21 protein-coding genes are annotated in these 24,175 nt (G+C 71.7%); 8 read left to right on the top strand and 13 right to left on the bottom strand.

Annotation, left to right across the window (positions count from 1 at the left end; translation table 11 throughout):
• Window positions 1-274: 274 nt before the first annotated feature.
• Window positions 275-1,615 carry a UDP-glucose dehydrogenase family protein gene (locus tag DXZ73_RS18635; RefSeq protein WP_116212115.1) on the bottom strand — a complete coding sequence of 447 codons (1,341 nt, stop codon included), beginning with the start codon at window positions 1,613-1,615 and terminating at the stop codon, window positions 275-277.
• A gap of 206 nt (window positions 1,616-1,821) precedes the next feature.
• Here DXZ73_RS18635 and DXZ73_RS18630 point away from each other — a divergent pair, with 206 nt between their 5' ends.
• Window positions 1,822-2,982, top strand: coding sequence for an acyl-CoA dehydrogenase (locus DXZ73_RS18630; RefSeq protein WP_116212114.1), 1,161 nt, complete (start codon window positions 1,822-1,824; stop codon window positions 2,980-2,982).
• Window positions 2,983-3,177: 195 nt separating this feature from the next.
• Window positions 3,178-3,966 carry a VOC family protein gene (locus DXZ73_RS18625; RefSeq protein WP_116215694.1) on the top strand — a complete coding sequence of 263 codons (789 nt, stop codon included), beginning with the start codon at window positions 3,178-3,180 and terminating at the stop codon, window positions 3,964-3,966.
• Window positions 3,967-3,984: 18 nt separating this feature from the next.
• Here DXZ73_RS18625 and DXZ73_RS18620 read toward each other — a convergent pair whose 3' ends face one another.
• Window positions 3,985-5,277 carry an LCP family protein gene (locus tag DXZ73_RS18620; protein WP_116212113.1) on the bottom strand — a complete coding sequence of 431 codons (1,293 nt, stop codon included), beginning with the start codon at window positions 5,275-5,277 and terminating at the stop codon, window positions 3,985-3,987.
• A 119-nt stretch (window positions 5,278-5,396) separates the two neighbouring features.
• Here DXZ73_RS18620 and DXZ73_RS18615 point away from each other — a divergent pair, with 119 nt between their 5' ends.
• A complete protein-coding gene (locus DXZ73_RS18615) occupies window positions 5,397-5,945 on the top strand; it encodes an acyl-CoA thioesterase (protein ID WP_116215693.1) in 549 nt (182 codons plus the stop codon).
• Between the two features lie 42 nt (window positions 5,946-5,987).
• Here the strand turns inward: DXZ73_RS18615 and DXZ73_RS18610 are convergent, their stop codons facing one another.
• On the bottom strand, window positions 5,988-7,454 hold the full coding sequence (locus DXZ73_RS18610) for an LCP family protein (RefSeq protein ID WP_116212112.1): 1,467 nt from the start codon (window positions 7,452-7,454) through the stop codon (window positions 5,988-5,990).
• A gap of 222 nt (window positions 7,455-7,676) precedes the next feature.
• Here DXZ73_RS18610 and DXZ73_RS18605 point away from each other — a divergent pair, with 222 nt between their 5' ends.
• Window positions 7,677-8,693 carry a glycosyltransferase family 2 protein gene (locus tag DXZ73_RS18605; protein WP_116212111.1) on the top strand — a complete coding sequence of 339 codons (1,017 nt, stop codon included), beginning with the start codon at window positions 7,677-7,679 and terminating at the stop codon, window positions 8,691-8,693.
• A gap of 54 nt (window positions 8,694-8,747) precedes the next feature.
• Here DXZ73_RS18605 and DXZ73_RS18600 read toward each other — a convergent pair whose 3' ends face one another.
• From DXZ73_RS18600 to DXZ73_RS18570, 7 genes are all read right to left on the bottom strand, one after another.
• Complete coding sequence (locus DXZ73_RS18600; protein ID WP_116212110.1) at window positions 8,748-9,074, bottom strand: DUF4288 domain-containing protein; 327 nt, start codon at window positions 9,072-9,074, stop codon at window positions 8,748-8,750.
• Between the two features lie 9 nt (window positions 9,075-9,083).
• Complete coding sequence (locus DXZ73_RS18595) at window positions 9,084-9,428, bottom strand: hypothetical protein (protein ID WP_162890247.1); 345 nt, start codon at window positions 9,426-9,428, stop codon at window positions 9,084-9,086.
• A 4-nt stretch (window positions 9,429-9,432) separates the two neighbouring features.
• Window positions 9,433-9,894: a hypothetical protein gene (locus DXZ73_RS18590; RefSeq protein WP_116212108.1), complete on the bottom strand. Its 462-nt coding sequence runs from the start codon at window positions 9,892-9,894 to the stop codon at window positions 9,433-9,435.
• Between the two features lie 105 nt (window positions 9,895-9,999).
• Window positions 10,000-11,718 (bottom strand): LCP family protein, encoded by a 1,719-nt coding sequence (locus DXZ73_RS18585; protein WP_116212107.1) that lies wholly within the window; start codon window positions 11,716-11,718, stop codon window positions 10,000-10,002.
• 153 nt (window positions 11,719-11,871) lie between these two features.
• Window positions 11,872-13,692, bottom strand: coding sequence for an LCP family protein (locus DXZ73_RS18580; protein WP_116212106.1), 1,821 nt, complete (start codon window positions 13,690-13,692; stop codon window positions 11,872-11,874).
• A 227-nt stretch (window positions 13,693-13,919) separates the two neighbouring features.
• Window positions 13,920-15,206: an LCP family protein gene (locus tag DXZ73_RS18575; RefSeq protein ID WP_240351405.1), complete on the bottom strand. Its 1,287-nt coding sequence runs from the start codon at window positions 15,204-15,206 to the stop codon at window positions 13,920-13,922.
• Window positions 15,207-15,328: 122 nt separating this feature from the next.
• Window positions 15,329-16,081, bottom strand: coding sequence for a TIGR03089 family protein (locus DXZ73_RS18570; protein WP_116212105.1), 753 nt, complete (start codon window positions 16,079-16,081; stop codon window positions 15,329-15,331).
• Window positions 16,082-16,219: 138 nt separating this feature from the next.
• Here DXZ73_RS18570 and DXZ73_RS18565 point away from each other — a divergent pair, with 138 nt between their 5' ends.
• The 3 genes from DXZ73_RS18565 (at window position 16,220) to DXZ73_RS18555 (ending at window position 19,922) form a co-directional block, all read left to right on the top strand.
• Window positions 16,220-17,725: a peptidoglycan recognition protein family protein gene (locus tag DXZ73_RS18565; RefSeq protein ID WP_240351404.1), complete on the top strand. Its 1,506-nt coding sequence runs from the start codon at window positions 16,220-16,222 to the stop codon at window positions 17,723-17,725.
• An 83-nt stretch (window positions 17,726-17,808) separates the two neighbouring features.
• A complete protein-coding gene (locus DXZ73_RS18560) occupies window positions 17,809-18,891 on the top strand; it encodes a nucleotidyltransferase family protein (RefSeq protein WP_116212103.1) in 1,083 nt (360 codons plus the stop codon).
• A 128-nt stretch (window positions 18,892-19,019) separates the two neighbouring features.
• Entirely contained in the window at window positions 19,020-19,922 is a 903-nt protein-coding gene (locus DXZ73_RS18555) for a DNA-3-methyladenine glycosylase family protein (protein WP_116212102.1), read from the top strand.
• A gap of 167 nt (window positions 19,923-20,089) precedes the next feature.
• Here the strand turns inward: DXZ73_RS18555 and DXZ73_RS18550 are convergent, their stop codons facing one another.
• The 3 genes from DXZ73_RS18550 to DXZ73_RS18540 all read right to left on the bottom strand — a co-directional run bounded on the left by DXZ73_RS18550 (window position 20,090) and on the right by DXZ73_RS18540 (window position 23,036).
• Window positions 20,090-21,445 (bottom strand): coenzyme F420-0:L-glutamate ligase, encoded by a 1,356-nt coding sequence (locus tag DXZ73_RS18550; RefSeq protein WP_240351403.1) that lies wholly within the window; start codon window positions 21,443-21,445, stop codon window positions 20,090-20,092.
• Complete coding sequence (cofD, locus tag DXZ73_RS18545) at window positions 21,442-22,410, bottom strand: 2-phospho-L-lactate transferase (protein WP_116212101.1); 969 nt, start codon at window positions 22,408-22,410, stop codon at window positions 21,442-21,444. Before cofD ends, DXZ73_RS18550 begins: the two co-directional genes overlap by 4 nt.
• Window positions 22,411-22,508: 98 nt before the next feature.
• Window positions 22,509-23,036 (bottom strand): cysteine dioxygenase, encoded by a 528-nt coding sequence (locus tag DXZ73_RS18540; RefSeq protein WP_116212100.1) that lies wholly within the window; start codon window positions 23,034-23,036, stop codon window positions 22,509-22,511.
• Window positions 23,037-23,720: 684 nt separating this feature from the next.
• Between DXZ73_RS18540 and DXZ73_RS18530 the strand changes: the two genes are divergently transcribed.
• The gene (locus DXZ73_RS18530) at window positions 23,721-23,984 is read left to right on the top strand and encodes a WhiB family transcriptional regulator (protein ID WP_004952403.1); all 264 of its coding nucleotides are present in this window, start codon (window positions 23,721-23,723) and stop codon (window positions 23,982-23,984) included.
• The last annotated feature ends 191 nt before the right edge of the window (window positions 23,985-24,175 follow it).

The raw sequence follows: 24,175 nt of genomic DNA, 5'->3' as shown, positions 1-24,175 counted from the left end.
GGGCGCGTCCTCAATCGCCGGACGGGCTGGATTTTCCAGCCCGTCCGGCGTTTGAGGACAGCGCGCGAAGCGTGCTTCGGGGTCTGGGGCGGAGCCCCGGTTTCGGGAAGGGGCGGGGCTGGGGAACAAAGCCCGCCGGGCCGCACCCGAGCGGGGGTCCGGGGCGGAGCCCCGGCCTCGGCGGAGCCGAGCATCAGATGCTGCGGGAAGGGGCGGGGTGGGGAACAAGCCCGCCGCAGGCGCCCGGGGTGCGGGGCGGAGCCCCGGAAACCCGCTACGCCCGGGGGCGACCCATCGCTCGGAACGTCCACCCGGCCGAACGCCAAGCGGCGGCGTCCAGCGCATTGCGCCCGTCCAGGACGTGCCGCGACGCCGCCACCGCCCCCAGCGCCGCCGGATCCAGCTCGCGGAACTCGCGCCACTCCGTCAGGTGGAGCACGACGTGCGCGCCCCGCACCGCGTCCAGCGCCGTCGGCGCGTAGGCCAGCGTCGGGAAGAGGCGGCGCGCGTTGTCCATGCCCTTGGGGTCGTAGACCGTGACCTGCCCGCCCTGAAGGTGGATCTGCCCGGCGACGTTGAGCGCCGGGGAGTCCCGTACGTCGTCGGAGTCCGGCTTGAACGCCGCGCCGAGCACCGCGACGCGCTGCCCGAGGAAGCTGCCGCCGACCGCCTCGCGCGCGAGCTCGACCATGTGGCCGCGCCGGCGCATGTTGATGGAGTCGACCTCGCGGAGGAAGGTCAGCGCCTGGTCGACGCCCAGCTCGCCCGCGCGGGCCATGAAGGCGCGGATGTCCTTCGGCAGGCAGCCGCCGCCGAAGCCGATGCCGGCCCGCAGAAACTTCTCGCCGATCCGCTCGTCGTGGCCGATGGCCTCCGCCAGCTTCACGACGTCGCCGTCGGCGGCCTCGCAGACCTCGGCCATGGCGTTGATGAACGAGATCTTCGTGGCGAGGAAGGAGTTCGCGGCGGTCTTCACCAGCTCGGCCGTGGGGTAGTCGGCGACGACGAACGGCGTGCCCTCGCCGATCGGGGTCGCGTACACCTCGCGCAGCAGCTTCTCGCCGCGCTCACCGGCGACGCCGACGACGATCCGGTCGGGGTGCAGGGTGTCCTGGACGGCGAAGCCCTCGCGCAGGAACTCCGGGTTCCAGGCGAGCTCCACGTCCGCGCCCGCCGGGGCCAGTTCGGCGAGCAGCCCCGCGAGCCGGGCGGCGCTGCCCACCGGGACGGTGGACTTGCCGACGACCAGCGCGGGCCGGTGCAGCACGGGGGCGAGGGAGGAGACGGCGGCCTCGACGTAGGACATGTCGCAGGCGTACTCGCCGTGCTTCTGCGGGGTGTTCACGCAGATGAAGTGGACGTCGCCGAATTCGCCGACCTCCTCCCAGGAGGTGGTGAAGCGCAGCCGCCCGGTCGAGCCCTCGATCCCGGCGACGTGGCGGGAGAGCAGCTCCTCCAGACCGGGCTCGTACATCGGGACCCTGCCCCGGCCGAGCATCTCGATCTTCTCCGGCACCACGTCGAGGCCCAGCACCTCGAAGCCGAGCTCGGCCATGGCCGCGGCATGGGTGGCGCCGAGGTAGCCGGTGCCGATCACGGTGATCCTGGGGGCCATGCGGTGCTCCATGTGCTGACGGGCTGGACTGCGCTGCCCGAGCATAGTCGGGGCGGGGGCCGGGAAGGATCTCGGGAGACGCCATGAAGGTCGGGCGCAGCGCGGACCGTCGTGCGGACGCTGTCGGCAAGCTCACGTATACCCGTCCGGAAGCCGCCCCTAGAATCGGGTTACTAAACGGTAGTTAACTCTCAGGGGAGTACGCCTTGGCGGGATCAAAGGACTTCGACCTGTACCGGCCTTCCGAGGAGCACGACGAGCTCCGCAAGGTCGTGCGCTCGCTCGCCGAGGCGAAGATCGCGCCGTTCGCCGCCGAGGTGGACGAGGAGGGCCGCTTCCCCCAGGAGGCGCTCGACTCCCTGGTGGCCGCCGATCTGCACGCCGTGCACGTCCCCGAGGAGTTCGGCGGCGCCGGTGCCGACGCGCTGGCCACCGTGATCGTCATCGAGGAGGTCGCGCGCGTCTGTGCCTCCTCCTCCCTGATCCCGGCGGTCAACAAGCTCGGCTCGCTGCCCGTCGTGCTCTCCGGCTCGGACGACCTGAAGAAGCGCTACCTGAGCCCGCTCGCCAAGGGCGAGGCGATGTTCTCGTACGCCCTCTCGGAGCCCGACGCGGGCTCGGACGCGGCCGGCATGAAGACCAAGGCCGTGCGCGACGGCGACCACTACATCCTCAACGGCGTGAAGCGCTGGATCACCAACGCGGGCGTCAGCGAGTACTACACGGTCATGGCCGTCACCGACCCCGAGAAGCGTTCCAAGGGCATCTCCGCCTTCGTGGTGGAGAAGTCCGACGAGGGCGTCTCCTTCGGCGCGCCGGAGAAGAAGCTCGGCATCAAGGGCTCCCCGACCCGCGAGGTCTACCTCGACAACGTCCGGATCCCCGCCGACCGCATGATCGGCGAGGAGGGCACCGGCTTCGCGACCGCGATGAAGACCCTCGACCACACCCGCATCACCATCGCGGCGCAGGCGCTGGGCATCGCGCAGGGCGCGCTGGACTACGCCAAGGGCTATGTCCTGGAGCGCAAGCAGTTCGGCAAGCCGATCGCCGACTTCCAGGGCATCCAGTTCATGCTCGCCGACATGGCGATGAAGCTGGAGGCCGCCCGCCAGCTGACGTACTCGGCCGCGGCCAAGTCCGAGCGGGTCGACGGCGACCTCACCTTCTTCGGCGCCGCGGCCAAGTGCTTCGCGTCCGACGTCGCCATGGAGGTCACCACGGACGCCGTCCAGCTGCTCGGCGGCTACGGCTACACCCGTGACTACCCGGTGGAGCGCATGATGCGCGACGCCAAGATCACGCAAATCTACGAGGGCACGAACCAGGTCCAGCGCATCGTCATGGCGCGCAACCTGCCGAAGTAGCCTGCCCCGCACCGGCAGCACCACGGCCCCCGGCGATCGCGCCGGGGGCCGTGGTGCTGCCGGTGGGGTGAGGGGGCGGTCCCTCGGCGGTGGCGCCGCGCCCGGACGGGTCAACGCCGGTGGCGGGGCACGGCCGGAGCGCAGAACGTTGAGCCCGTGGGTGCCCGTCCCACCACCGTCTTGGAGGCTCTCGACATGCCCGATGTAACCGGCCCGTACGCACCCGGCACCCCCTGCTGGGTCGACCTCATGGTGCCCGACCAGCAGGCGGCCCTGGACTTCTACCGCGACCTCTTCGGCTGGCAGGGCGAGGTCGGACCGCCGGAGACCGGCGGGTACGCCGTCTGCACGCTGAGGGGCAAGCCGGTGGCCGGCATCATGACCGCGACGTCGCCCGACGGCGGGCCGCCCCCGCCGACCGTGTGGACCACCTATCTCGCGACCGCCGACGTGGACGCCACCGAGAAGAAGGTCGCCAAGGCGGGCGGCACGGTGATGATGCCGGCGATGGATGTGATGACGCTCGGCCGGATGTCCCTCATCTCCGACCCGACCGACGCGGTGGTCGGGCTGTGGCAGGCCGAGGACTTCCCCGGCGCGGGCGTCGTCAACGAGCACGGCGCGCTGATCTGGAACGAGCTCGACACCAGCGACACCGGCGCCGCGACCACCTTCCTCGCCGCCGCCCTCGGCATCCAGGCGGCACCCATGGAGGGCGCGGACGGTTACTTCGCGCTCAACGTCGACGGGCGGACCGTCGGCGGGATGCAGGGGCTCGACAAGCTCCCGGAGGGCGTGCCCTCGCACTGGCTGGCGTACTTCTCGGTGGACGACACCGACAGCACGGTCGACGCCCTGATCCGCGCGGGCGGCAACGTCCTCGTTCCGCCGTTCGACATGGCGGCGGGCCGGATGGCCGTCGTGCAGGACCCGCAGGGCGGCACGTTCGCCGTCATCAACGCGACCGGGCCCGAACCCGCCTGACCCGGGGCGCGCCGGACGTCACTTGTCGGCGGCGGTGACCTTCTCGTCGTTCTTGAGCTGGTCGAAGAGCTGCTTGGCCTTGGCCGTGTCCCACTTGACCGCCACGCCGTCGCTCCGCGTGGGGAGGTTGGGGTTGGAGATCGGCACGGTCAGCTGCTTGCCGTCGCCGCCGGTGACGCCCTTCATCGACCAGAACATCGACATCAGGTCCGTCAGCCCCATGTCCTTGTCGACGACGAGCGTGTCCAGCCCGGAGCCGATGACGGGGTAGAGGCGGAAGGGGTTGAGGATCGTCGACGGCGAGGCCGCCTGCTTGGCGAGGGTGTTCAGGAACTTCTGCTGATTGCGCATCCGCCCCAGGTCCTGGTCGGCCTCCTGGTGGCGCTGGCGCACGAACGCGAGCGACTGCGTGCCGTTGAGCGTCTGGCAGCCCGCCTTGAAGTCCGCACCCGAGTCGCGGTCCTTCACCGGCTTGTCCAGACACATGTCGACACCACCGAGTGCGTCGACCAGATTGCGGAAACCGCCGAAGCCGATCTCCGCGTAGTGGTCGATATGCAGTCCGGTGTTGTACTCGATGGTCTGTGCCAGCAGCTCCGCCCCACCGTCCGAATACGCCTCGTTGAGCTTGTGCGTGGACGCGGGGAACTGCTTGCCGGACTGCGGCCCGGTGAAGGCGGGGATCGTGACGTACGAGTCACGGGGCAGGCTCAGCATCGTGGTGCCGTTGTCGCCGGTGTGCAGGATCATCATCGAGTCGGTGCGCTTGCCGTCCGCGGACCCGGTGTGGAGGTCCTTCTTGTCCTGCTCGGAGAGGCCCTCGCGGCTGTCGGAACCGACGATCAGATAGTTCGTGCCCTTCCCGCCCGAGGGGCGGTCCTTCACCTTGCTCAGGTCGACCTCGCGGCGCATCTTGGAGTCGGCCCAGAAGTACGTGCTGACGGAGACGGCCAGCAGCAGCACGACGAACGCCACGAGGCCGACCGTGATCCGCTTGCGCCAGTTCGGCGGGCTGGTCCGGCCGCCCCGGCCGCCCGGCCCCTGGCCGCCACCACCGCCGGTGCCGCGGTTCGGGCCCACCGGGCCGCCGTGTCCGTAGACCTGGCCCGTGTTGTAGCCGTCACCGGGACGGGCCGCCTGGGGAGTGCCCGCGCCGCCGGAGTTCTGGCCGGGTACGGGCCGGTACTGGCGCGGCGGGGCGTCACGGCGGACATGCGGCATGGCGCGGGCGCCCTCCGGCTCGGCGCTCGCACTGCCGCGTCCGTACCGGTCCTGCCGCTCGTCGGTCCGCCCTTCGGGCCAATCACTCATGAAACCGAGTGTGCCCGCCCGTACCGCCGACAGGCGGTGCGCTACATGATCGGGGCAGGGCTGTTGCAGAGCTGATGCAAATCCGGTCCTCGGGTGCGCCCGGGCATACAGTGGTGGACATGACCATTCAGGACCCGGATCTGGAATCGGACATACCGGGTAAGCCGACGTCCGCTTCACGCACGACCCTCTCCCACATCATGACCGCGGGTGACACCAATCTCCTCGGCACCGTCCACGGTGGCGTGATCATGAAGCTGGTGGACGATGTCGCCGGCGCGGTCGCGGGCCGCCACTCCGGTGGCCCCGCGGTCACCGCCTCCATGGACGAGATGGCCTTCCTCGAACCGGTCAAGGTCGGCGACCTCGTGCATGTGCAGGCGCAGGTCAACTGGACGGGCCGCAGCTCCATGGAGGTCGGGGTGCGGGTGATGGCGGAGCGGTGGAACGAGTCCACGCCCGCGGTCCAGGTCGGCAGCGCGTACCTGGTCTTCGCCGCGGTCGACGAAGCCGGCAAGCCGCGGCGGGTGCCGCCGGTGGAGCCGGAGACGGAGAAGGACCGGCGGCGGTATCAGGAGGCGCAGATCCGCCGTACGCACCGGCTGGCCCGCCGCCGGGCGATCATGGACCTCCGGGAGTCCCGCAACGCGGAGGGTTTGGCCGACTAGGCATCTGTGGACACGGTGGGTGCGCCGGAGCCACAGGGATGCTCAGGGGCACGCGGTCCGGTCGCCCGTCATCACCCCCGGTCCCTCCTGCGCCACCCGCAAACGGACCCCGTGGACCGACGTGAAGTCCGTGCCCAGGGTGACCCGCATCACCGGGCCCTGGCCCGGGGCGGGGCGGAGTTCCGCCATGGGGAGCGCCGCCGCGAGGGAGCGGACCGAGCGGTCCCAGTGCGGGTCGTAGGAGATCACCGTGCGCGCCTGGGCCGGGCCCGTGCCCGCGTCCGCCGGCAGCCCCGTCGTGCTGAAGCCCGTGGCGCGCAGCGCCAGGTCCGTGGCGCGCGCCAGCCCCTGGCGCCCGCTGCCGTTGAAGACCTGCACCCGGACCTCCGAGGGCGCCACCTCCACCGGCGTCGGGGCCTCCTGCTGCCGGGCCTGGCCCTTCGCGTCGTGGACCCGGGACGGCGCGCGCGGGGTGAGCGGCTGGTCGTCGCGCAGGGCCTGGAAGACCTTGGCGGAGGCGGCCTCGTCCCACTTCACGGTCGAGCCGACGTGCGGCACCGGGAAATTCGCGGACGCGATCGGCACCGAGAGGAATTCGGTGTCGGCGGGCTTCAGGTTCCGCATGGCCTGGCCCAGCCCGACCAGCTCGTCGCTGTCGAGGCTCCGGTCGGCCCGCACCGAGTCGAGCAGTGTGCCGACGACCTGCTGGAACATCACGGGGTGCAGCAGCATCCCGCTCTCGGAGACCCGGTGCAGCAGCGACGCGAGGAAGCGCTGCTGCCGCTGCATCCGGCCCAGGTCGGCGGCGCCGTCGAGGTGGCGGGAGCGCACGTACTGCAGGGCCTGGCCGCCGTTGAGGGTGCTGGTGCCCACCGGCAGGTTCAGCCCGCTGAAGGGGTCCTGGAGCGGACGGTCCGTGCACAGCCGTACGCCGCCCACCTCGTCGACGGTCTTCATGAAACTGGTGAAGTCGACCTCCAGATAGTGATCGATGTGGACGCCGGTGAGGTGCTCCACGGTCCGCACGGTCAGCCCGGGCCCGCCCTCCGCGTAGGCCGCGTTCAGCTTCTGCACGTGCGCGGGGTGCGGGCGTCCGGCGTCGTCCAGGTGGTCGGGGATCTCGCTGTAGGTGTCGCGCGGCAGGCTGACCACGGTGGCCCGGTCGTGGTCCGCGGCGAGGTGCACCAGCATCACCGTGTCGGTGCAGTGACAGGGCGCGCCGCCCAGGTGGTAGAGCCTGCGCTCCTCCTGCGTGATCCGGTCCCGGGAGTCCGTGCCGACGACCAGCAGATTGGTCCCCCGGCCGGTCACCGGCCGGTCCGACAGCCCGCGGAAGACGTCGACCCGGCCGATGCCGTGGTCGATCCCGCTGACGACGGCGTGCCCGACGCCCGCGGTGCCGAGGATCACCGCCGCCGCGCCCGCGGCGACGCGCAGCCCCCAGCGTGGTCGGCGGGGAGCGCTGTGGCGCGGTCCGTTCGGGCGGGGCGTGCGGGCCGGTGCGGTCATTCCGAGACCTCCGCGACGGAACGGGATCAGGGGCAGGCCTGGGGCGGGCCAGGGACGGGCAACGGTAGGTCAATACGATCAAAGGGCCGTGCCCCCACGCCGTTCGGGTCACCCGGCCACCCGGCCGGAGAACGCCGGTGTCCGCCATTGGCGGTAACGTGACCGACGATTCCGCCGACCCCGGCCCAGCCGGGTGGGTGACCCCCGTACCCCCGAGGAACCATGCCCGAACAGCAGCCGCCCGCCGTTTCCGTGATCATGCCGGTGCTCAACGAGGAGCGGCACCTGCGCACCTCCGTGCGGCACATCCTGGAGCAGGAGTACGCCGGAGAGCTGGAGGTCGTGATCGCCCTCGGCCCCTCCACGGACCGTACGGACGAGATCGCCGCCGAGCTCGTACGGGAAGACCCCCGCGTCCACACCGTGCCGAACCCCACCGGCCGCACCCCCGCCGCCCTCAACGCCGCGATCAAGGCGTCGCGCCACCCGGTCGTGGTGCGCGTCGACGGGCACGGCATGCTCTCGCCGGACTACATCGCCACAGCCGTGCGCCTGCTGGACGAGACCGGCGCGCAGAACGTCGGCGGCATCATGCACGCCGAGGGCGAGAACGCCTGGGAGACGGCCGTCGCCGCCGCCATGACCTCGAAGATCGGCGTGGGCAACGCCGCCTTCCACACCGGCGGCGCGGCCGCGCCCGCCGAGACCGTCTACCTGGGGGTCTTCCGGCGCGCGGCGCTGGAGCAGCAGGGCGGTTACAACGAGGAGTTCATCCGTGCCCAGGACTGGGAGCTGAACTTCCGGATCCGTGAGGCCGGGGGCCTGATCTGGTTCTCCCCGGAGCTCAAGGTCTCCTACCGGCCGCGCCCGTCCGTGAAGGCGCTGGCCAAGCAGTACAAGGACTACGGCCGCTGGCGGCACGTCGTCGCCCGCTACCACCAGGGCTCGATCAACCTGCGCTACCTCGCGGCGCCGACCGCCGTCGTGGCCATCGCTGCGGGCGTCGTCGTGGGCGCGGCGGTCAGCCCTTGGGCCCTGGTCGTGCCCGGCGGTTATCTGGCCGCCATCGTGGCGGGCTCGGTCCCGGCGGGCAGGGGGCTGCCGCTCAAGGCGCGGGCGCAGATCCCGGTGGCGCTGGCGACCATGCACATGTCGTGGGGCTACGGCTTCCTGACCAGCCCGCGCTCCCTGGCGAAGAAGGTCATCGCCAGCCGCCGCCCGGCGGTCCGCAACGGCTGACCGGCCGGGTGGCCGCGGGGACCGGCATCCGCTCGCCGGCCCCCGCGGCCCCGGTCAGATCTGCTCCCCCGAGAGCAGCGGCTCGAAGGAGCGGTAGGCGGCGTAGTTCCTGAAGTGCCGGGCGTAGAGCTCGGAGCCGTCGGTGAGGCGCTCGTCGAGGACCTCGCCGACGTCGACCACGTGCCGCAGCCGCCAGGTGATCAGCTCGCCGCGCTCGTTCTCGTAAGCCGTCTCCAGGCCCTTGCCGTGCGCGGCCGCCTTCTCGCGCGCCTGTGCCTCGTCCTGTGCCGTCACCAGGACGAAGCTCTCCTGGTAGAGCGGTACGTGGTCCTCGGCGTCGGCCGAGGTCTCGCACAGCAGGACTGCGATGTAAGTGGTCATGTTCCCGCGCTATTTCTTGAAGCGGTTGTCGTTCAGGAGCTTCCAGGCGGTGTTGCACGTGGCCTCCCGGCAGCCCTTGAGGTAGCCGAGGGTGTCGCCGTAGTGCTGTCCCGGGAACACCGACCGGATGGAGCCCTTGCGGCAGCGGGAGATGAAGTTGTTGGCGATCTCCCCCAGGTTCTCGTTCGCCACACAGACGTCGCCGAAATAGCGCTCCGGGGCCATGTGTCCGGTGGCCGCCCCCGCCGCCGCGGGGAGGCCGACCGCCGCGCCGCCCGCGAGGACGACGGCCAGTACGCCATGGGTCACGAGCGTCCGTACGGAGGCACGGCCTCCCCTGTGGTGGGTGCGCATCGGATCAGCAGCCCGCCATCTTCTCGTAGGCGATCCAGACCTCGCCCTTGTTGTTGAGGCTGACGTTCCCGGACTTGTGCAGCCCGGTGTACTTCCCGCGGTATTTCCTGAGCTCCCCGACGGGTGACTCCAGCGTCATGTAGGGGGAGTCGGGCTTCCAGTCCCCGGAGAACTTCGCGTAGACCCCGTCGGTCCCGTCGGTGCCGCTCGCCCAGCAGGCGCGCGAGGGCGAGTACAGCACGAGGTTGCCGTCGTACTGCATCTCCAGCCGGTAGCCGCCGTTCTGGAGGCAGTGGCCGGGGATGAGCCTGTCGGTGAAGGACGTGCCGTCGTTACGGCATCCCTCCCGCACCCGGACGCTGTGAACGGCCTCAGAAGGGGCGGCCGTTGCCTGTCCTGTCACCGTCGCGAGGGCTGCCAGCAGGTTCACCGCGGCGAGTACGCAGACCCGGGAGACGTTCCTCATGCATGCTGCCTTTCGTGAGCGCTTGTGAGCCACAGGCGCAGACGGTATCGGCAGCACTACGCGAAGTCACCGGAATCGCGGATCTCTCACCCGTCACAGGTACGCTCAGAAACGATTCAGCGAGTTGACCTTCATGCAGGCCGAGGTGTCGTTGCCGTTGAGCGGGTCCGCGCTCTCGGGGGCCTTGTTGTCGCCGTCCTTCTTCTTGCCCTTGTCGCCGGACTTGTCGCCGGACGTGCCGGCGTCGCTCTTGTCGCCGCCGTTCTTGTCGGAGGCGTCGTCCTTCTTGTCGTCCGCGCCGGCGTCGGCCCGGTCCTTCGGGTAGGCCGTGCCCGAGCGCCAGTCGGAGCCGATGACCAGGGTCAGCTCCTCCACCGCCGTGGACATGCGCAGCGCGCTGTCCGGCAGCCCGAGGGCCTTGGCCACGGCCTCGGCGTCACCGCGCTGGGACGCCTTGGAGTAGCTCAGCGTGGTGTCGAGCTGCGACCGGGGCGTGGAGTCGGCGCTCGCCTTGGCGAAGCCCTGCTTGACGAGGAACGCGGCGATGTCGCTGCCCCGGCCGGTGGCCACGGGCTGGGCCGCGGTGCCCGTGCCGTTGAAGACCGTCACCGGGATGTTGCCCTTGGGCGCGGCGGGCGTCGACGGGGAGGTCCCGGGGTCCTTCTTCTTGTCCTTGCCGTCGAGCGCGATGTCGTTGCGCACGAGCGAGAACAGCTTGTCCGCGTCGCCGGGCTTGGGGACGACGTGGGCGTCCGGGTCCTGCGGGTCGGAGGCCCACGGCATGGTCGTCATGGTGATCCGGCCGGACGGCACCTGCTTGAGCTCCTCGGCCAGGTCGTAGAGCTTCTTGACCGAGCCGAGGTCCTTGTCGACCGTCAGCGCCTTGGTGGCGGACTCGGCGAGCCCGGTGAGCTGGCCCGGGTCGCTGAGCTTGGTGCCGGACTTCAGCTGGCGGACCATCGCGTTCATGTACATGTGCTGGGCGTGCGTGCGGCCTATGTCGCTGCCGTCCTCGAATCCGTGGCGGGTGCGCAGCCACTGGAGGGCCTGCTCGCCCTTGACCTTGTGCTCGCCCTTGGTCAGCCGCAGCCCGGACTTGTCGTCGTAGACGTTGTTGTCGACGCACACGGGGACGCCGCCGACCGCGTCGGCCATGCTCACCACGCCCGAGAAGTCGATCATCATGAAGTGGTCGACGGGGATGCCGGTGAGCTCTTCCCAGGCGGCGACCGTGCAGCCCGGGCCGCCGTTCATCAGGCTGGTGTTGATGATCTGGCTGCTGGTCTCGCGGTAGACCTTCCCGTCCTCCGGGTCGGTGCACTTGGGGATCGTCGTGCGGGTGTCGCGCGGGACGCTGATGACCGACATGTTGCTGCGGTCCGCCGAGACGTGCACCAGCATCTGGACGTCGGCCAGCGGCTTGCGGTCCGCGTCCTCGCGGGCGCCGCCGAGGGCGACGTTCTCGGGGGTGTTCCGGCTGTCCGAGCCCAGCACGAGGATGTTCAGCGGGCGCTGGCCCTCGGCGTTGGCGGCGCTCCGGTCGAGCCGCTTGTCACCGAGGTTGAGCGCGTCCTTCTTGAGGTTGCCGTTGAGGTGCTGGTAGTAGAAGTAGCCCGCGGCGGAGGTGCCGAGGACCAGGACCGCGAGGCAGAGCGCGGTCCAGCGGGCTATTCGGGCGGCGCGGGCACGGCGGGACGGCGTCTCCCCGGAGGCGGCCCCCTCTTTGCCGGGCTTCCCGGCGGGCGCGCCCTTCTTGCCCCCGCCGTCACGGGCTCCCGGGACGCGGCCGCGCGAGCGCGGCCCCCGCACACTGCTCTGCCGCATCGGGCCTCCCCTGAATGGTGCTTCCGGCCCGATGGGCAGGCATGCCGTCTCTCGTAGCGCTGTGGGCGCGGATCGCTCCGCGCGCACGGCCGGGCCACGCGTCCCACAGGAGGGTGGCCCTACCTGTGAGATGCGTGTGTGCCACGCCTAGGTTCACTTGGCGCAGATGTTCTTGTCGTCCGCTTCGACCTTTTGGATGCCCTCCGGCGCCTTTTCGGGCGCGGCGGGCGCGGTGACCGGGGTGCCCGCGGCCTTGAAGTCGGCCCCGAGCGTGAGCGTCATCTCCGCCATCGGGCCCGCGTCGGCCTTGGTCTCCTTGAGGGCGTCGGCGGAAAGACCCATGGCGTCGGCGAGCCTGCGCGCCTGGTCGGCCTGGTTGGGCGCGAACTCCAGCACGGTCTTGTCGATCTTCTTGCCGCCGGGCGCGTTGCCGCCGTTGCCGGTGCGCGTCATGCCCTTGGAGTTCTGCATCCAGGCGACGGCCTCCTGGGCGGCGCCGATCCGGCCGCTGCCGTTGAGCACCTTGGCCCGGACGTTGACCGGCTCGGCCTTGGGGCCCTTGAGCAGCGCCTGCTGCTTGGCGTCCTCGGCGTCCTGGGCCTTCTTCTCCTTCTCCTTGACCTCGGTCAGGGAGACGTCCTGCTTGACCATGGCCAGCAGCGGGTCGGCCTTGGACTTGTCCAGGATGACGGTCTTGCGGGTCTTGCCGTCGGCCGGGTTGTCGAGGACCGGCAGGGTCGCGAAGGTGATGTTCTTGATGTTGACGCGGCTGAGGTCCTTCGCCAGCTTGGTCAGGTCGCTGACCGAGCCTATGCCCGTGTCGACGGTGAGCGACTTGGTCGCCGCGTCACCGAGGTCGTAGAGCTTCTTGGGGTTGGAGAAGGTGTCCCCGGACTTCATCTTCCGGATCATCGAACTCAGGAACTGCTGCTGGAGCTTGATGCGGTCCAGGTCGCTCTCGAAACCGACGCTGTGCCGGGTGCGTACGAACGCGAGCGCGTCCTCGCCCTGGATGTCGTGCCGGCCCTTGCTGAGCTTCAGGTGCGACTTGGGGTCGTCGATGTCCTTGCCCAGGCACACCTCGACGCCGCCGACCGCGGTGGAGAGCTGCTTGACGGCGTTGAAGTCGGCCATCATGAAGTGACTGACCTTCAGGCCGGTGAGCTGCTCGACGGTCCGCCAGGTGCAGCCGGGGTCGCGGTCCTCCTGGCCCAGGCTCTCGTTGAAGCGGACGCCCTTGGAGCCGGGGATGGCCTTGGTCTTGCCGTCCTGCTTGGTCGTGCACTCCGGGATGTCGGTGATCATGTCGCGCGGGATGGAGATCGCGGTGGCGTTGGAGCGGTCCTCGGAGACGTGGAACAGCAGCGTGGTGTCGGCGTGGCCGACGCTGCCGTCGTCGCCGTAGCCCTCGTTGCCCTTGCCCGAGCGCTTGTCCGTGCCGATGACGAGGATGTTCACCGGGCCCTTGGTGACGGCGGCGTTGTCCACGCCGACGTCGATCTTGCTGAGGTTGTTGTTGAAGTGCTCGTAGAGCAGGTACGCGCCCAGCGAGCCGCCGACCAGGACGAAGGCGAGCGTGCCGCCCGTCCAGAGCATGACCTTCTTCTTCGCGGTCTTCTTCGGCTTGGGCCGTCGCCGGCCCGTCGCCGGTTTGGCCCCGCCCCTGCGGCCGCCGCCGTTGCCGCGCTGGCCGGGCAGCGGACGCCGGCCGGGCTCCGCCCTGGGAGCCTTCGGCCCCGGCCGCGCGACGGACGGAGTGCCGGAGGCCGCGGGGGAGGGGCCCGCGGAGGGGATGAAGGAGCTCGTGGCGGTCGGTGGGGTGGTGAGTGCGGAGGGGGGCGAACCCTGCCCGGAGGCCGGATCAGACCCCTCGGCATGGTCCAGACGCAGCTCGTAGCTGCCGGTCTTGGGGTCGAAGACCCACTGGTCGGCGGGGTCGATGCCGCCCGCCCGCCCACGGCCTTGCGCGTCCACGGTCGCTTGAATCCTCCGTCGGTGCCACGCGGCGCCTGCCCCCCGAGGCGCTCGGTCACGTCGTCTTGCAGTGCGCGATCAGCCCGGCCGTGCGCACCGGATCGCTCACACTATCCGCCCAGTTCAGCGTCCAGCGACGCCGGTGACAAATTCCACTCCCCTACAACTGGGCAATCTGCCCAATCCTTTCGCCGACGCGAAAAACCCGATCGTACGTTTCGGGGGATTCATCCGCAGATGCCGCGTGCGGCGGTGGTTCCCTCGTACGTGGGCGGCGCGGTGGGCGAGGGGGAGGGCGAGGAGGACGTGCCGGGAGAGCCTGCCGGGACGCCCGGATCGGTGGGCGCCTGGGACCCGCCGGGCACCTCCGGCGCCCCGGGGGCGTCCGGTCCCGCGGTCCCCTCCGGCCCCCCGGGCTCCTCGGCCCTGACGCGCCGGGCGGGCCCGCCGCCGGGCTTGCTGTCCGCCGGGCGGACGTTCGCGCTCACCGACACCGGCTTGTCCGCCCGCAGTTGCTCGAAGAGCTGGTCCGCGTCCGGCTGCACGAGCTCGTCGCGGTCGGTGTTGTACGGGTACGGGCGGCGCGGGACCGTCAGGAACTGCACCCGGTCGCTGGGGATGCCCCGCACCGTGCGCACCAGGTCGTACAGCTTCCGCAGCGAGCCGAGCCCGGCGTCCGTGGTGAGCGAGGAGGTCGCGGCGTCGAGCACCGGATAGAGCCGCGTCGGGTTCAGCAGCACGCCGTCGCTCTGCATCTCGTTGAACAGCGCGCCCAGGAACGCCTGCTGTCGGCCCATCCGCTCCGTGTCGCTGCCGTTGCCGAGGCTGTAGCGGGCGCGGACGAAGCCCAGCGCCTGCTCCCCGTGCAGGACCTGACGGCCCGAAGGCAGCTTCAGATGCGCCTCGTGATCGTCGATGGGCTGCTTGAGGCACACCTCGACCCCGTCGACCGCGTCCACCAGCCGCTTGAAGCCGTTGAAGTCCACGACCACATGGTGGGTGATCCGGATGTGGCTGATGTTCTCGACGGTACGGATCGTGCAGGCCGGACCCGCCAGCTCGAAGGCCCAGTTGAACTGGGCGAAGCGCTCGTTGGTCTGGCTGCCGTCCGGCCGGCGGCAGCTGGGGATCTGCGCCATCAGGTCGCGCGGCAGGCTCACCGCCGTCGCGCTGTGCCGGTCGGCGGAGACGTGCAGCAGGATCGTGGTGTCCGAGCGCTGGGTGCCGCTGTCCTCGCCGTACTGGCCGTTGCCGGGGCCGCCCCGGGTGTCGGAGCCGATGATCAGGATGTTCTGCGCCCCGGCCACCAGGGCCGTCGGGCGCTCCCGCTCGTACTGCGCGAGCTCGTTCGCCGTGTCCGTGTCGGTGTGGATGTTGCTGTTGAGCCGCTCGTACAGCACCCAGCCCAGCGCGACCACGGCGAGCGTCAGCACGGCCAGGGCCAGGGCCAGCCAGCGCAGCCAGCGGCGCCCGCGCCGGGGCGCGGGGGAGGGAGCGTCGGTGCCGTAGTCCACAGCTGCGTCCCTCCCTCACGGGGTGGTACGTGCCTCCGTCGGGGCCTTTCCGTGCGGTGCCGGCGGTACCCGCTGCCGGCGCGTACCCCCGATCATCGCGCGGTCGCGGCGATGCGGCAGCGTCAGAGGGCCGTCACGGTGACGCGCTCGCTCTCCCGGCGCTTCTCCAGGCCGCCGCCGGAGAGCCGGTCGAGGTTGCGGCACAGCACCACGGACCCGCCGGCCGCGAGCGGTGCGAACAGCCCGGCCGAGAGGCCGTCCCAGGTGGCGTACGGCAGGCCGGAGAGCATCCGCGAGCCCGCGCCCAGCCCGTGCTGGAAGGCGTCCGTGCGTGCCCGTTCGACCAGCTGGGCCCCCGTCAGCTCCAGGCCGTCCACGGCGAGCGCGGGGGCGTCCGGGTCCACCGGGGCGTACGGGGCGAACCGGTCGCCCTGGCCGGGCACCTCGACGGCGTAGTCGGCGAAGCCCGCCGGCGGCTGGGGGAACCGGCCGCCCAGCGGGCGCAGGGCCAGCGCGACGCGCTCCCCGGAGCAGGCGCGCGCCTCCTCCAGGGTGTCCGGGCCGCTCACGACCAGGTCCGCCGCCGCCGGGTCGCCGCCCACGTCGGCCACCACGCCGACCGAGGAGCAGGCGAGCAGCCAGACGGCCGTCTGCCAGTGGGCGGGCAGCAGCAGCGCGAGCCGGTCGCCGGGCTCGGCGGAGAACTCGCCCTGGAGCAGATTGGCGGTCTTCGCCACCCAATTGGCGAAGGTGGCCACGGACAGTTCCACGCGCTCGCCGGTGGCGTCGTCGTAGAAGGTCACGAGCGGGCGGGCCGGGTCCGCGGCGAGCGCGGAACGCAGCAGGTCGGCGGGGGTGCGATCGGTGGCGTTCATCGCCGCAAGGGTACGCGGGACGGCCGCTGACGGGCAGTCGGGAGAGCGCCGTACGGACCGGCGCGGGGGCCGACTGGCCGTCACTTTCCGGTCCCTTTGAATGGACAGACTTATCGGCATATGTCCAGGATTTCTGTCATGCGTGGAATCCTTGTCTCCTCGACGGTCACCTGCGCCGCCGCCCTCACTCTGCCCTTCCTGGCCACCTCGTCGGGGGCCACCCCCTCGGGCGCCTCCTCCGGTGCGACCTCGTCCACCGGTGCCCCGAACTCCGCCCCCGGCTCGACACAGTCCCTGCCGCTGATCCGCCTCGGCGGCAGCGACCGGGCGCGCACCAACGGGCCCGCCGAACAAGGCGTGCCCCAGCGCGAGGTCAAGCCCTTCTCCCTGATCGGCATCGTGTGGGACGACGCCGCCGCCGAGCTCCGCGGCCGCGCCCAGGTGCGCACCCGCGCCGTGGGCAGCCGGGACTGGTCCGGCTGGCAGGACGTCCAGACCCACGACGACGACCGCCCCGACCTCGACTCCCGCGAGGCGCGGAACGGGCGGCTGCGCGGCTCCACCGCGCCGCTGTGGGTTGGCGCCTCCGACGCCATCCAGCTCCGCGTCCACCCCGACGCCGCGACCGAACGCACACCCGAGGGCCGCGCCCTGCCCGCGGGCATGCGCCTCGAACTCGTCGACCCCGGCGCCGCCCCGGCCCGCCACTCCCGCCGGATCCCCGTCGTGCCGCCGGGCACCGACGAGGAACGCGCCAGCTCCGCCGCCAACGCCCCGCTCGCCCCGCTCGGCGCCACCGAGATCCCCGCCGTCGGCAGGAACGCAGCGCGGTCCGACATCGCCGCCACCGGCACCGGCCGCGTCAAAATGCCCTCGGACGAGCCCGAGGGGGACACCGACAACGACGATTCCAGCGACTGGGGCGACAACGACGACGAAGGCGACCTCTCCGGTCCCCGGGTCAGCGTGGACCCCGACGACGGCTACGACCAGGGCGACACCTCGGACTCCGACCAGGGCGCCGCCCCCGACGGCCGCTTCACCGCCTCCCGCCCGCGCATCGTCACCCGGGCCGGCTGGGGCGCCGACGAATCGCTGCGCGAGCGCGCCTTCGCGTACACCAAGACCGTGAAGGCCGCCTTCGTCCACCACACGGCCTCCGGCAACAACTACAGCTGCTCCGAGTCCGCGTCCGTCATCCGCGGTATCTACCGCTACCACGTGGTGAGCAGCGGCTGGCGCGACATCGGCTACAACTTCCTGGTCGACAAGTGCGGCACCGTCTACGAAGGCCGCGCCGGCGGAGTGGCGAAGCCGGTCATGGGCGCTCACACCCTCGGTTTCAACACCAACAGCATGGGCATCGCCGTTCTCGGAACCTTCGCCAGCTCCAGCCCGCCCAACGCGGCGGTGAACGCCCTGTCCTCCCTCAGCGCATGGAAACTCGGTCTCTTCGGCGTCAACCCGCGCGGCACCGCGACCCTGGTGTCCGGCGGCGGAAACCTGTTCAAGAAGGGAACGTCCGTCAAGCTCAAGGCCATCTCCGGACACCGTGACGGCTACGCCACGGAGTGCCCCGGCGACCGGCTCTACAGCAGGCTCGGGACGACCCGCTCGGCCGCCGCCCGCCTGCAGGGCCGCTGACCGGGGGCGGGCGGCGCCCGCCGGTCTGCATAAACTGGCCGCCGTTCCAAGGCCCGGCCCCAGCAGGAAGCAGAGACGACAAGGTGACTGAAGCGATCCTCCTGGTGGGCGGCAAGGGGACCCGGCTGCGCCCCCTCACGATGCACACGCCGAAACCCATGGTCCCGGCGGCGGGCGTCCCGTTCCTGACCCACCAGCTGGCGCGCGCCCGCGCTGCCGGGGTCGAGCACATCGTGCTCGCCACGTCCTATCTGGCCGAGGTCTTCGAGCCGTACTTCGGCGACGGCTCCGCCCTCGGGCTCCACCTGGAGTACGTCACCGAGGTGGAGCCGCTCGGCACCGGCGGAGCCATCCGCAACGTCGCCTCCCGGCTCCGCTCGGCGCCGGACGAGCCCGTGCTGATCTTCAACGGCGACATCCTCACCGGCCTCGACATCGAGGCGCTGGTCGACACCCACCGCACCACGGGCGCGGACGTCTCGCTGCACCTGACGCGGGTCGAGGACCCCCGCGCCTTCGGCCTGGTGCCCACCGACGCCACCGGCCGGGTGACGGCCTTCCTGGAGAAGCCGCAGACGCCCGAGGAGATCGTCACCGACCAGATCAACGCGGGCGCGTACGTCTTCAACCGCTCGGTGATCGACTCCATCCCCGCGGACCGGCCCGTCTCGGTCGAGCGCGAGACCTTCCCCGGGCTGCTCGCGGCGGGCGCGCACCTCCAGGGCATGGTCGACTCCACGTACTGGCTCGACCTGGGCACGCCCCAGGCCTTCGTACGGGGCTCCGCGGACCTGGTCCTCGGCAGGGCCCCCTCCCCGGCCGTGCCGGGCCGCTGCGGCGACCGGCTGGTCCTGGACACCGCCGAGGTCGCCCCGGACGCCAAGCTCACGGGCGGCACCGTGATCGGCGCGGGCGCCGTCGTGGAGCCGGGCGCGCGGGTCGACGGCAGCACGGTCCTCGACGGCGCGGTCATCGAGGCGGGCGCGCAGGTGCGCGACTCGCTGGTGGGTGCGGGGGCGCGGATCGGGGCGCGTACGGTCCTGGAGGGCGCCGTCATCGGTGACGGTGCCTTCGTCGGCGCGGACAACGAGCTGCGGGCGGGCGCGCGGATCTGGTGCGGCGCGCGGATCGACGCGGCGTCGATCCGCTTCTCTTCCGATCAGTAGGTGGTGGCGGGCTCGTCCAGCCTGTTCCCGGCAACGACCCGTTCGGGTGAATAACGGCGGCGGGGCCACTGCGCCCACTAACCGGATTTAGTGCCTCCGCTGTCGGTCCGCCGACGTACGCTGGCCGGATGGCGACGCGCACCTGGGTCCCGCCGGGCCCGTACGACCTGGGGGCCACCCTCGGCGTCCTCGCGCGCGGCCCCGGCGACCCGTCCTACCAGGTCGCGCCGGACGGCTCCGTGTGGCGGACGAGCCGCACCCCGGACGGTCCCGGCACGCTCCATGTGACCGCGCGCGCCGACGGCGTGCGCGGTCAGGCCTGGGGCCCCGGCGCGGACTGGCTGCTCGACCACCTCCCGGCCCTCCTCGGCGCCACCGACGACCCGGGCGCCTTCGTCCCCCGCCACCGCTTCCTGCACGAGGCACACCGCCGCCACCCCGGCCTCCGGCTGGCCCGCACCGGGCTGGTCCTGGAGTCGCTGATCCCCTCGGTCCTGGAGCAGAAGGTCACCGGCGACGAGGCGTACCGCGCCTGGCGCCTCCTCCTCCAGCGCCACGGCGAACCCGCCCCGGGACCCGCGCCCCGCATGCGCGTCATGCCCGACCCGCGGGGCTGGGCCCTGCTCCCCTCCTGGGAGTGGCACCGGGCGGGCGTGGACGGCAAGCGGGCCGCGACGGTCGTCCGGGCCGCGCGCGTGGCCTCCCGCCTGGAGGAGGCCGCGACCATGGACGAACCGACGGCCACCGCCCGCCTCCAGGCGGTCCCCGGCATCGGCCCCTGGACGGCGGCCGAGACGCTCCAGCGCAGCAACGGCGCGAGCGACGCGGTGACGACCGGCGACCTGCACCTGCCGAGGATCGTCGGCTACGCGCTGACGGGCGCGAGCGACGTGGACGACGCGACGATGCTCGACCTTCTGACCCCGTACGCGGGCCAACGCCACCGCGCGTGCCGCCTCATCCTCCTCACAGGCATCACCCCACCCCGCAGGGCCCCCCGCTTCGCGGTGGGGGACATCAGGGGGTGGTGAAACCAGCCCGTCCGGCGTTTGAGGACAGCGCGCGAAGCGTGCTTCAGGGGTCTGGGGGCTTGCCCCCCACGCGGCGGAGCCGCAAATCGACACAGCCGGGAAGGGGCGGGGTGGGGAACAAGCCCGCCGCAGGCGGCAACGGCGCGTCACCACAGCCCGCCCAAACCTCACCGCACCTCGATGAACTCCGCCGCCGACCGCTCAGGTCGCTCGCGCGGCGGAGCCGCCGCACGCCCCACGGCCACCGCCCCCATCGGGTCCCAACCCGCCGGCAAGGACAGCACTGACCGCACGACATCCGCGCAGAACATCGTCGACGACACCCACGCGGACCCCAGCCGCTCCCCGGCCAGCGCCACCAGGAAGTTCTGGACGGCGGCACCGGCGGCCACCACGAACATCTCCCGCTCGGCCGCGTTGCGCCGCGCGTCCGGATACGTGTGGGAGCCGTCCATGACGAGGCACGGCACGACCAGATAAGGCGCGTTGCGCAGCACGTCGCCGCGCCGGACCCGCTTGGCGATGCTCTCCTCGCCGAAGCCGTCGGCGCGCAGGTCCGAGACCCAGGCGTCGCGCATGGCGTCGAGCAGCCGCACGCGCGAGGCCTCGGACTCCAGCAGGACGAACCGCCAGGGGGTCGTGTGGTGCGGAGCGGGCGCGGTGACGGCGGCGGCGACGGCGCGCCGCACGGCGCCCGGGTCGACGGGGTCGTCGGTGAACTCGCGGACGGTGCGCCGCAGCGTCACCGCTTCCCGTACGGCCTCGGAGGTCCCCAGCCGGAACATGTCGTCGGCGGGGGCACGGACGAGCGCCCTGGCCCCCTCCTCGACACCGGCATCAGCGTCGGCACCGGCACCGGCCACCACATGCGCCAGCCCCCGCACCACGGCCACCGGAAGCCCCGTGGTCTTGCCCTTGACGAGGTCACCGGCTGCGGCCAGCTCGTCTGCGGTGGCCACCGTCGTCACGTTCAGGGGGTTGCCGTGGGTGTCCAGGCCGCCGCGCAGGTCGTCGAGGACGCGCACACCGGCCGCGCCGATGGCGACGTCGGTCAGTCCGCTGCGCCAGGGGCGGCCGAAGGTGTCGGTGATGACGACGCCGACCTCCACGCCCAGCGCGTCCCTGAGCCCGTCCCGCAGCGCGCGGGCGGAGGCGTCGGGGTCCTCGGGCAGCAGCAGTATCGTGCCGGCCTCGGTGTTCGAGGCGTCGACGCCGGCGGCGGCCATGACCAGCCCGAGCCGGGTCTCGACGATGCGGAGGGCGCCGCGCCGGGCCACGACCCGTACGGCCTCGGCGTCGATCGCGGCCTCGCGGTCCGTGGCCTCGAGCATCCGCCCCTCGGCCTTGCTGACGATCTTCGAGGTGACGAGCAGGACGTCGCCGTCGGCGAGGCCGGGCAGCCCGTCCGCGGCGGCCGCGGCAGCGATGATCTTGGTGAGGTCGTCCCCGGCCTGCACCTCGGGGATGCCGGGCAGCGCCCACACCCGGTACGCCGGGACGTCGCCCTCCGGCAGGCCGGTCACGCGCGCACCTCCTCGGCGAGGGCCAGTGCCTGTGCGGCCATCCGGGCGGTGGCCTCGACGTCGGTCATCATCAGCGGGACGGACCGGCAGCGGATCCCGGCGGACTCGACCTCGGCCACGGCGTCCGCGTCGACCGTGTCGACCAGCCAGCCGTCGATCAGCCCGGCGCCGTAGTGCCGGGCGACGGCGGCGGCCGTGGACTCGACGCCGACGGCCTCCAGGACCTTGTCGGCCATGCCGCGCACGGGCGCGTTCCCGACGATGGGGGAGAGGCCCACGACGGGCGCCGCGGCGGACGCGACGGCCTCGCGGACGCCGGGCACGGCGAGGATCGTGCCGACGCTGACGACGGGGTTGGACGGCGGGAAGAGGATGACGTCGGCCGCGGCGATGGCCTCCAGCACGCCGGGCGCGGGCTTGGCCTCCTCCGCGCCGACGGGGACGATCGCGTGCGCGGGCGTGGCCGCGTGCAGCCGCACCCAGTACTCCTGGAAGTGGACGGCCTTGCGGCCCTCGCTGTCGGGGTCGTCGATCAGGACGTGGGTCTCGACGCGGTCGTCGCTCATCGGCAGCAGCCGCACGCCGGGCTGCCAACGGCGGCAGAGCGCCTCGGTGACGGCGCTGAGCGGATAGCCGGCGCCGATCATCTGCGTACGGACGATGTGGGTGGCGAAGTCGCGGTCGCCGAGCCCGAACCACTCGGGCCCCACGCCGTAGGCCGCCAACTCCTCCTTCACGGCGAAGGATTCCCCGGCCCGGCCCCACCCCTGCTCCTCGTGGATGCCCCCGCCGAGGGTGTACATCACGGTGTCGAGGTCGGGACAGACCTTGAGCCCGAAGAGGTGGATGTCGTCTCCGGTGTTCCCGATGACGGTGATGTCCGCGTCGGGGACTGCTGACTTGAGGCCACGGAGGAAGCGGGCGCCCCCGATCCCGCCGGCCAGAACCACAATGCGCTGCTGCATGCGGAACAGTCTGTCAGCCCGTAGGGCTGCCCTTGAGGGGTGGTGGTCGGGTGACGGGTGGGCCTGTCAGCCGGGTCCGACATCCCGAGGTGGGGGCGTCAGCCGCGTACGGCGTCCCGGTCCGTGGCGGGCAACACGGCCGATACGGGCCGCTGATGGCGCATCGGCATCTCCGTGAGGCCGGGGGAGTAGACGTGCAGGCTGACGGCCGGCCCGAGGGAGTCGTTGACGACCTCGTGCGCGTACCCGGGCGCGAAGACGCGCTGGGCACCGGCGCGCAGCCGGCGCCGCGAGCCACCGTGGGCGCCGCTGCCCCAGCTGACCTCGGTGAGCTCCCCCTGAAGGACGGTCAGCACGCCGGAGGACGGCCCGTGGTCGTGCTGCCCGCTGCCCTGGCCGGGCACCCAGCTGAGCAGCCACACTTCATAGCCGGGACCGGTGCGCAGCCGGTGGTACCAGCGGCTCGTGGCGTCGTACTCCACGAGGTGCGCCCAGGAGGCGGTGTCGGCGGCGATGGAGCGGGCCAGCCCCGCGAACTCGGCGATGGTGGCGGGGTGGGCGGGGACGGGCGGCATCAGGTGCGGGATGGCGAGCGGGTCGCCGGCGATCTGGACGTCGCTGTTCATGTGCGGGGTTCCTCGGCGGGTGTGCTGGGGCTGCGCGGTGGGACGCGGTGCGGGGACACGTGTGGACGTGTACGGGCGTGGCGGCGCGGGCCCTGCGGACGGTCGGGAAGGGCGAGCGGGGTGGAGCGGAGAGGAAAGCTCAGCCGGAGCTCGTGGGCATCAACAGCTGGAACAGCGACAGCGTGCCTGCACAGCGCAGCGGGACCCGTAGTCACGGGTCAGGCTGAGCGCGGCGATTGCTGGCATGCCACCAAAGGTGACGGGCGCGACCGCGCTCTGTCAACCGGGTGTCCGTTTTGGGGCTAATCTTTCACCTCATCCGGTAACTGAGGGTGCTGAAAGGTTTGCGGCCCGAGGGCCGCGGACAGGTGGCGCACCAGTCGCGGCGATAAACATGATTCGGCCGGACGGTGCAACGGGATTGCCGTGCGTGACGTCCTCTCCTTCGGGAGAGGGACGGGGCCGCCGAGGCGGGCAGTTGGTTCTGTCCGGACTTGTAATGTTTTGGACACTTTCTGCTTGGCTTTGGTTCCGCAGAGTGAATAAGGGGCCCAATAGCAGATCTCGGCTTGACTGGCCCGGATCGGCACACTTGTAATTTCACCCGTGTTGTTCTGCCGCACTTGATGAAGGCAGCCTTGATGAAGGCAGCACGGGGACGCAAATGACAGACGAGGGGCGCACATGACCGAGCTGTTTCAGCAACTGCTGGTCGAGGAGGCGGACGAGGAGCTCGGCTGGCAGGAGCGCGCGCTGTGCGCTCAGACCGATCCCGAGTCCTTCTTCCCCGAGAAGGGCGGTTCCACGCGCGAGGCCAAGAAGGTCTGTCTCGCCTGCGAGGTCCGCTCGGAGTGCCTTGAATATGCCCTTGCCAATGACGAGCGCTTCGGCATCTGGGGAGGTTTGTCCGAGCGCGAGCGCCGCCGCCTCAAGAAAGCAGCGGTCTGATAGATCGGACAAACAGTTCTGCGGACGGTCTTATTGAAGGCCGCCGGAGAGAAATAGCGCCGCCGTACTCCGCCCATGACGAACGGTCCGCCCGTCGCGTTCCACTGCGAGCGGCGGACCGCCGTGTTCGCGGCCACCGGGCCGTGCCCGGCATATCGACCCGGCCGGGGGCACCCCCGGTATCGGCCTGA

It is taken from the genome of Streptoverticillium olivoreticuli subsp. olivoreticuli (genome assembly GCF_003391135.1).
Taxonomy (GTDB): Bacteria; Actinomycetota; Actinomycetes; order Streptomycetales; family Streptomycetaceae; genus Streptomyces; species Streptomyces blastmyceticus.
The sequence above is the reverse complement of the archived record's forward strand: the minus strand, read 5'-3'. Positions and strand labels throughout refer to the sequence as shown.

Bases quoted from the DNA above. Each gene is read 5' to 3' on its own strand.
- DXZ73_RS18595 (WP_162890247.1), bottom strand. From the start codon at position 9,428: ATGCGCACCCACCACAGGGGAGGCCGTGCCTCCGTACGGACGCTCGTG.
- DXZ73_RS18635 (WP_116212115.1), bottom strand. From the start codon at position 1,615: ATGGCCCCCAGGATCACCGTGATCGGCACCGGCTACCTCGGCGCCACC.
- DXZ73_RS18620 (WP_116212113.1), bottom strand. From the start codon at position 5,277: ATGAGTGATTGGCCCGAAGGGCGGACCGACGAGCGGCAGGACCGGTAC.
- DXZ73_RS18610 (WP_116212112.1), bottom strand. From the start codon at position 7,454: ATGACCGCACCGGCCCGCACGCCCCGCCCGAACGGACCGCGCCACAGC.
- DXZ73_RS18605 (WP_116212111.1), top strand. From the start codon at position 7,677: ATGCCCGAACAGCAGCCGCCCGCCGTTTCCGTGATCATGCCGGTGCTC.
- DXZ73_RS18615 (WP_116215693.1), top strand. From the start codon at position 5,397: ATGACCATTCAGGACCCGGATCTGGAATCGGACATACCGGGTAAGCCG.
- DXZ73_RS18625 (WP_116215694.1), top strand. From the start codon at position 3,178: ATGCCCGATGTAACCGGCCCGTACGCACCCGGCACCCCCTGCTGGGTC.
- DXZ73_RS18565 (WP_240351404.1), top strand. From the start codon at position 16,220: ATGCGTGGAATCCTTGTCTCCTCGACGGTCACCTGCGCCGCCGCCCTC.
- DXZ73_RS18570 (WP_116212105.1), bottom strand. From the start codon at position 16,081: ATGAACGCCACCGATCGCACCCCCGCCGACCTGCTGCGTTCCGCGCTC.
- DXZ73_RS18555 (WP_116212102.1), top strand. From the start codon at position 19,020: ATGGCGACGCGCACCTGGGTCCCGCCGGGCCCGTACGACCTGGGGGCC.
- DXZ73_RS18540 (WP_116212100.1), bottom strand. From the start codon at position 23,036: ATGAACAGCGACGTCCAGATCGCCGGCGACCCGCTCGCCATCCCGCAC.
- DXZ73_RS18585 (WP_116212107.1), bottom strand. From the start codon at position 11,718: ATGCGGCAGAGCAGTGTGCGGGGGCCGCGCTCGCGCGGCCGCGTCCCG.
- DXZ73_RS18530 (WP_004952403.1), top strand. From the start codon at position 23,721: ATGACCGAGCTGTTTCAGCAACTGCTGGTCGAGGAGGCGGACGAGGAG.
- cofD (WP_116212101.1), bottom strand. From the start codon at position 22,410: ATGCAGCAGCGCATTGTGGTTCTGGCCGGCGGGATCGGGGGCGCCCGC.
- DXZ73_RS18590 (WP_116212108.1), bottom strand. From the start codon at position 9,894: ATGAGGAACGTCTCCCGGGTCTGCGTACTCGCCGCGGTGAACCTGCTG.
- DXZ73_RS18600 (WP_116212110.1), bottom strand. From the start codon at position 9,074: ATGACCACTTACATCGCAGTCCTGCTGTGCGAGACCTCGGCCGACGCC.